This window comes from Streptomyces sp. STAM6 (genome assembly GCF_054963715.1).
Genome location: NZ_JBUEFZ010000027.1, coordinates 86,769 through 93,075, shown reverse-complemented (window position 1 = coordinate 93,075; position 6,307 = coordinate 86,769). Strand labels below are relative to the sequence as shown.

Genomic DNA, 6,307 nt, shown 5'->3' with positions numbered 1-6,307 from the left:
TCGAGCCCGGAGGGGCCACACCCCCCACCCACCGGCAGGCACCGAGGCCGCACCCGCAAGGAGGCGGGCCCCCGCCGGCCGGCACCGCACCCGCGCCCGGGGGCGGCGGTCCACGTACTGACGAGCGGCGCCCCCGCAGGGGGCATCCGACTGGGCGGTGGCATCCCGGGCCGCCGTCCCCAGAGGCCTCGGGCGGAGGCCGGCGTGCCCGCGGCCGGTCACGCCGCCTCCGCCCGGGGCCCGCACGCGCGGAACGCGCGAGGAGACGAGAGAACCCGCGCAGGAGAGGACGTCATGCTCGACCACCTGATCAAGGGCGCCACCGTCGTGGACGGCACCGGCGCCCCCGCCCGCACCGCCGACGTGGGTCTGCGGGAGGGCCGCATCGCGACGGTCGCCCCGCCCGGCACCGTCACGGAGCCCGCCCGTACCAGCGAGGACGCCACCGGCCTGGTGCTCGCTCCGGGCTTCGTGGACCCGCACACGCACTACGACGCCCAGTTGTTCTGGGACCCGTACGCCACGCCTTCGATGAACCATGGCGTGACGACGGTCGCGGGCGGCAACTGCGGCTTCACGCTGGCGCCCCTCAATCCCTCGCGCCCCGAGGACGCCGATTACACGCGGCGGATGATGTCCAAGGTGGAGGGCATGTCCCTGGTCGCCCTGGAGGAGGGCGCCCCGTGGAACTGGCACAGCTTCGGCGAGTATCTCGACGCACTCGAAGGACGTACCGCCGTCAACGCGGGGTTCATGGTGGGGCACTGCGCCCTGCGCCGGTACGTGATGGGCCCGGACGCCGTCGGCGGGCAGCCCACCGACGTCCAGCTCCGGCGGATGCTGGACCTGCTGCACGCGTCGATGGACGCCGGCGCCTGGGGCCTGTCCACCACCCGTTCCTCGACCCATTCGGACGGCGACGGCCGCCCCGTGGCCTCCCGGCACGCGAGCCGGACCGAACTGCTCGCCCTGTGCGAGGCGGTCGGCGAGCACGAGGGCACGCAGATCGAGGCGATCGTGGCGGGCTGCCTGGACCAGTTCGAGGACGCCGAGATCGACCTGCTGGTCGACATGACGGCGGCCGCGGGCCGCCCGCTCAACTGGAACGTGCTGACCATCGACGCGGCCGTGCCCGAACGGGTTCCCCGCCAGCTGGTCCCTTCCGAGCGCGCACGCAAGGCCGGTGGCCGGATCGTCGCGCTCACGATGCCGATCCTCACACCGATGAACATGTCGCTCGGGACGTTCTGCGCGCTGAACCTGATCCCCGGGTGGGGAGAGGTCCTGTCGCTCCCCGTCCGGGAGCGGATCGCGAGGCTTCGCGATCCCGCCGTGCGGGCGGAGATGCTGCGCCGCGCCGACTCCAGGGAGGCCGGTGTCTTCCGGCGTCTCGCGCATTTCGGCCGGTACGTCATCGGCGACACGTACAGCGGGGCGAACGAGGGCCTGACCGGCCGGGTCGTGGGGGACATCGCCGCGGAACGCGGACAGGACCCGTTCCAGTGCCTGGTCGAGATCTGCGCCAACGACGATCTGCGTACGGTCCTGTGGCCCATGCCCACCGACAACGACCCCGCTTCCTGGGCGCTGCGGGCCGAGACGTGGGAGCACGAGGACGTCATGCTCGGAGGCTCCGACGCCGGCGCGCACCTCGACCGGATGTGCGGCGCCCCGTACACCACCCGCTTTCTGGGCGACTGTCTGCGCGGTCGCGGGCTGACCGGTCTGGAGAACGCGGTGAGGATGCTCACCGACGACCCGGCGCGTCTGTTCGGCCTGCGCGAGCGGGGCCGTGTCGCGGAGGGGTACCACGCGGATCTGGTCCTGTTCGATCCGGAGCGGGTGGACGCGGCCGCGGCGACCCTGGTCCACGACCTGCCGGGCGACAGCCCGCGCCTCGACTCGCGTGCGGTCGGCATCGTCTCCGTCCGGGTCAACGGCGTGGAGACGATCCGCGACGACGAGATCACCGGCGCCGTCCCCGGCAAGGTGCTGCGCTCGGGCCGCGACACGAGGACGGTGAGCACCAGGTGAAGGGGGAGCGGCTGTTCATAGGAGGGGAGTGGACCGAGCCGGACGCCGGCCACTACGAGGTGGTCGACCCGGCCACGGAGGAGGTGGTGGGTCTCGCGCCCGAGGCGAGCCGCGCCCAGGTCCACGAGGCGGCCCGGGCCGCCCGTGAGGCGTTCGCGTCCTGGTCGCGTACGGCGCCGGAGGAGCGGGCGGCGGTCCTGGCCCGGGCCGCCGACGTCATGGCCCGGGACTTCGAGGGGCACGCGGCTCTCGCGCAGGCGGAGAGCGGCGCGACGACGGCCACAGCCCGCGGTATGCAGGTGGCGGTCGCGATCGCCCGCTTCCGGCGGTACGCGAGGGGGGCGCTGGAACCGGTCGAGGAGGCTCTGCCGCCGCAGGTCGACGAGGGGGGACCGATGGGCCCCGCTGGTGTGGTCGGGGCGGTGGCCGTGCGCCGCCCGGTCGGTGTGGTCACCTGCGTCACCTCGTACAACAACCCGTGGGCGAACGCGGCGGGCAAGGTGGCCCCGGCGCTGGCGATGGGCAACACGGTGGTGGTGAAGCCCGCCCCGCAGGACCCGCTGTCCGTGTACGGCATGGCCCGCGCTCTGGAGGAGGCGGGCGCGCCGCCGGGGGTGGTGAACGTCGTCACCGGTTCGGGCCCGGACGCGGGCCGGGCGGCGGTCGACTCCCCGGACGTGGACATGGTCAGTTTCACCGGGTCCACGGCCGTCGGGCGGAGTATCGGGGAGGTGTGCGGCCGGGGGATGAAGCGGCAGCTGATGGAGCTGGGTGGCAAGGGCGCGGCGCTCGTTTTCGAGGATGCGGACCTGGACGCGGCGGTGCGGGGGATCGGCACCACCTTCTCGTTCTACAGCGGCCAGATCTGCACGGCGCCGACCCGGGTGATCGCGCACCGTTCGGTACACGACCGGCTGGTGGAGAAACTGTCGGCGTACGCGGGTCTCCTGAAGGTCGGCGATCCGCGGGCGCGGGGCACGGTGGTCGGCCCGGTGATCTCGGCGGCGCACCGCGACCGGGTGGAGTCGTACGTGGAGCTGGGCAGGAAGGAGGGCGCCCGGGTGGTGGCGGGTGGGGAGCGGCCCGCGTTCGGCAAGGGGTTCTATGTCGCCCCCACCCTTCTCGTGGACTGCACGAACGACATGCGGGTGGTCCGGGAGGAGATCTTCGGTCCGGTCGTGGTGGTGGTTCCGTTCGAGGACGAGGAGGAGGGTGTCGCGCTGGCCGGCGACAGTGAGTACGGCCTGATCGACTACGTGTGGTCGGGGGACGTGGCCCGGGCCTTCCGGGTGGCGGGGCGGCTGCGCGCGGGCGGAGTGGGCGTGAACACGATCAGCCGCAACATGGAGGCGCCGTTCGGTGGCTTCAAGAGGAGCGGGGTGGGACGGGACGTGGGCTCGTACGCCCTGCGTGCGTACAGCGAGCTGCAGGCGATCGTCTGGCCGGGCTGATCCGGGCTGATCCGGGCCGATCGGGACTGATCGGGGCTGATCCGGGCTGACCCGGGCGGCCGAACCTGTCGGCACCCGGACGGGCGAAGCCGGGAATGTCCTCGCCGAAAAAAGGCTTGGGAAACTTTGTAAAGGGGTAAATCGGACAACGCTGCGGTTCCCGTATGTCGAACGTCGGCCACCGTGCCCGCCAATCGCTCGGCACCGCTCCGCTCGGATCTTCTATTCCTTGCCAAGCAGGGGCATTGACCCATGTAATGCAAGGAAAAGATCGCGGAGTTCCATCGTCCGTATGTGGAAACCGCAGCACCTAACGTCCTGTTCATGACTCAGGTGGAAGCACGGCCCCAGGCCGGAGACACGGTAAGGGGCGTCAACGCCACGGGCGACACCCTTGACGTACGAACCAAGGGGCTCGGCGGGAACTCCGTCGGGCTGATGGGCAGTGCCGTCATCGGCATCTCGACGGTTGCCCCCGTTTACTGCCTCACCTCCACGCTCGGCTCCACGGCCGGCGAGGTCGGGCTGCAGATGCCCGCCGTTTTCCTGGCCGGCTTCCTGCCGATGCTCCTGGTGGCCTTCGCCTACCGCGAGCTCAACCGGGCGATGCCCGACTGCGGCACCTCCTTCACCTGGACCGTGAAGGCCTTCGGCCCGAAGGTCGGCTGGATGTGCGGCTGGGGCCTCGTCATCGCGACGATCATCGTGCTCTCCAACCTGGCGGGGGTCGCGACCTCGTACTTCTGGCTGCTCGCCGGTGAGATCGCCGGCAACCCGGAGATCGCCGCGCTGGACGACAACAAAGCCGTCCACATCCTCACCTGTCTGATCCTGATCGCCATAGCGACGGCGATCAGCTACCGCGGCATGACGGCCACCAAGGGCGTGCAGTACACGCTGGTGGGGCTGCAGCTCGCCGTCCTCGCCATCTTCGTGGTCATGGCGTTCAGCAAGGTGGACAGCCCCGAGTTCACCACCGGCACCGACTTCTCCTGGAGCTGGCTGAACCCGTTCGCGGTGGAGTCCTTCTCCGCCTTCACCGCCGGCCTCTCCCTCGCCATCTTCATCTACTGGGGCTGGGACGCCTGCATGGCGACCAACGAGGAGACCACCGGCAGCGCGAAGACCCCCGGCCGCGCCGCGCTCATCACCATGGTGGTGCTGGTCGGCTCCTACCTGGCCACCGGCATCGCCGCCCAGATGATCGCCGGCTCCGGCGACAAGGGCCTCGGCCTGGCCAACCCCGACACCTCGGACAACGTCTTCGCGGCCCTCGCCGGCCCCGTCATGGGCGGCGTCCTCGGCATCACGCTCTTCGTCGCCGTCCTCGCCTCCGCCACCGCGAGCCTGCAGACCACCTTCATCCCGGTCGCCCGCACGGTCCTCGCGATGTCGACCTACGAGGCCCTGCCGCACTCCTTCACGAAGGTCCACCCGCGCTTCAAGACCCCGGGCCTCGCCACGGTCGTCGCGGGCGTCGCCACCGGCGTCTTCTACACGGTGATGACCCTGGTCAGCGAGAACGTACTGATCGACACGATCTACGCACTCGGTCTGATGATCTGCTTCTACTACGCGCTGACCGCGTTCGCCTGCGTCTGGTTCTTCCGCAAGGAGCTCACCCACTCCGCCAAGGACGCGTTCTTCAAGGGCGTCCTGCCGGCCCTGGGCGGCCTGATGCTCACCGCGGTCTTCGCCAAGACGCTGTACGACATGTGGGACCCGGCCTACGGCTCCGGCTCCGCCGTCCTCGGCATGGGCTCGGTCTTCGTGATCGGTGTCGGCCTGCTGCTGCTCGGTGTGGTGATCATGCTGGTGATGCAGCGCCGCAGCCCCGCGTTCTTCCGGGGCGAGGTCCTCACCAGGGAGACGCCGTCCCTGGTCATGGAGGACTGACCTCCCAGGACGGGAAGGGCGGGCACCGTGGGACGGCACGGCGCCCGCCCTTCCGTGCGCGTCGGCGCCCCTCCGTAATGCGTAGGGGCGCGCGGACGGGCAAGGTGGACGATATGGACGACGTCAACACTTACGACCTGCACGTCCTCGCCGAGGAGTACCTGGCCGCCGCCCAGAACGACGAGCACGGCCGCAGCGCCAACCTGATCGTGCGGGACCGGCCGCTGCGCCAGACCGTCATCGCGCTCACCGCGGGCACGTCCCTCGGCGAGCACGACGCGCCCCCGGCCGCCTCGCTGCAGGTGCTGCGCGGCACGGTGAAGGTCACGGCCGAGTCCGGGGAGGTCGAGCTGACCCGGCACTGCCTCTACCTGCTGCCACCGGAACGCCACGGGGTGACGGCGGTGACGGACGCGGTGATGCTGCTCACGGCGGTCAACGACTGAGACGCCCCGCCCCCGCCGTACGGCCCGGCGACGGTGCACGGCGCTTCCCCGCCGCGCGCGCCCGAGAGCTTTCGGGACCGGGCGCCTCGGACCCGGCGTCCTCGGGGGCGCTTCGGATCCGGCGTCCTCAGGCCCGGGGGCTCAGCTCGGCCATGGTGTTCCAGCCCTGGCCCTCCACCTCGACGTTGATGATCTCCGGTGTCGCCGCGATCGCCCCGGCCATCGTCTCCAGACCCGCCTTGAAGTGGTCGGACGCCACGTGAACCGCCCCCGCGTCCGCGTCCGCGAACGCCTCCAGCAGGACGAACAGGTTCGGGTCGTCGGCGCTGCGCGACCAGTCGAAGAAGAGGTTCCCCGGCTCGGCACGGGTGGCGCGCGTGAAGTCGTCGACCAGCGTGAGCCACTGGTCGCTGTACTCGGGGCGGACGGGGAAACGGACGGCGATGAAGATCATGCCGTCCACGGTGGCCCGGCGCGCCC

5 protein-coding genes are annotated in these 6,307 nt (G+C 71.2%); 4 read left to right on the top strand and 1 reads right to left on the bottom strand.

Annotation, left to right across the window (positions count from 1 at the left end):
• Positions 1-294 precede the first annotated feature (294 nt).
• The 4 genes from ACY34K_RS25975 (at position 295) to ACY34K_RS25960 (ending at position 5,827) form a co-directional block, all read left to right on the top strand.
• The gene (locus tag ACY34K_RS25975) at positions 295-2,034 is read left to right on the top strand and encodes an N-acyl-D-amino-acid deacylase family protein (protein WP_462751174.1); all 1,740 of its coding nucleotides are present in this window, start codon (positions 295-297) and stop codon (positions 2,032-2,034) included.
• Positions 2,031-3,485, top strand: a complete 1,455-nt coding sequence (locus tag ACY34K_RS25970; RefSeq protein ID WP_462751172.1) for an aldehyde dehydrogenase family protein — start codon at positions 2,031-2,033, stop codon at positions 3,483-3,485. The genes ACY34K_RS25975 and ACY34K_RS25970 overlap by 4 nt, the downstream gene beginning before the upstream one ends.
• 324 nt (positions 3,486-3,809) lie before the next feature.
• Positions 3,810-5,381 carry an APC family permease gene (locus tag ACY34K_RS25965; RefSeq protein WP_462751170.1) on the top strand — a complete coding sequence of 524 codons (1,572 nt, stop codon included), beginning with the start codon at positions 3,810-3,812 and terminating at the stop codon, positions 5,379-5,381.
• Positions 5,382-5,494: 113 nt separating this feature from the next.
• Positions 5,495-5,827: a cupin domain-containing protein gene (locus ACY34K_RS25960; RefSeq protein WP_462751168.1), complete on the top strand. Its 333-nt coding sequence runs from the start codon at positions 5,495-5,497 to the stop codon at positions 5,825-5,827.
• Positions 5,828-5,954: 127 nt separating this feature from the next.
• Here ACY34K_RS25960 and ACY34K_RS25955 read toward each other — a convergent pair whose 3' ends face one another.
• The gene (locus tag ACY34K_RS25955; protein ID WP_462751166.1) at positions 5,955-6,281 is read right to left on the bottom strand and encodes a putative quinol monooxygenase; all 327 of its coding nucleotides are present in this window, start codon (positions 6,279-6,281) and stop codon (positions 5,955-5,957) included.
• Between the last annotated feature and the right edge of the window lie 26 nt (positions 6,282-6,307).

What these genes read in the sequence shown, in the direction of transcription:
- ACY34K_RS25975 (WP_462751174.1), top strand. Translation starts at nt 295, where the DNA reads ATGCTCGACCACCTGATCAAGGGCGCCACCGTCGTGGACGGCACCGGC.
- ACY34K_RS25965 (WP_462751170.1), top strand. Translation starts at nt 3,810, where the DNA reads ATGACTCAGGTGGAAGCACGGCCCCAGGCCGGAGACACGGTAAGGGGC.
- ACY34K_RS25960 (WP_462751168.1), top strand. Translation starts at nt 5,495, where the DNA reads ATGGACGACGTCAACACTTACGACCTGCACGTCCTCGCCGAGGAGTAC.
- ACY34K_RS25955 (WP_462751166.1), bottom strand. Translation starts at nt 6,281, where the DNA reads ATGATCTTCATCGCCGTCCGTTTCCCCGTCCGCCCCGAGTACAGCGAC.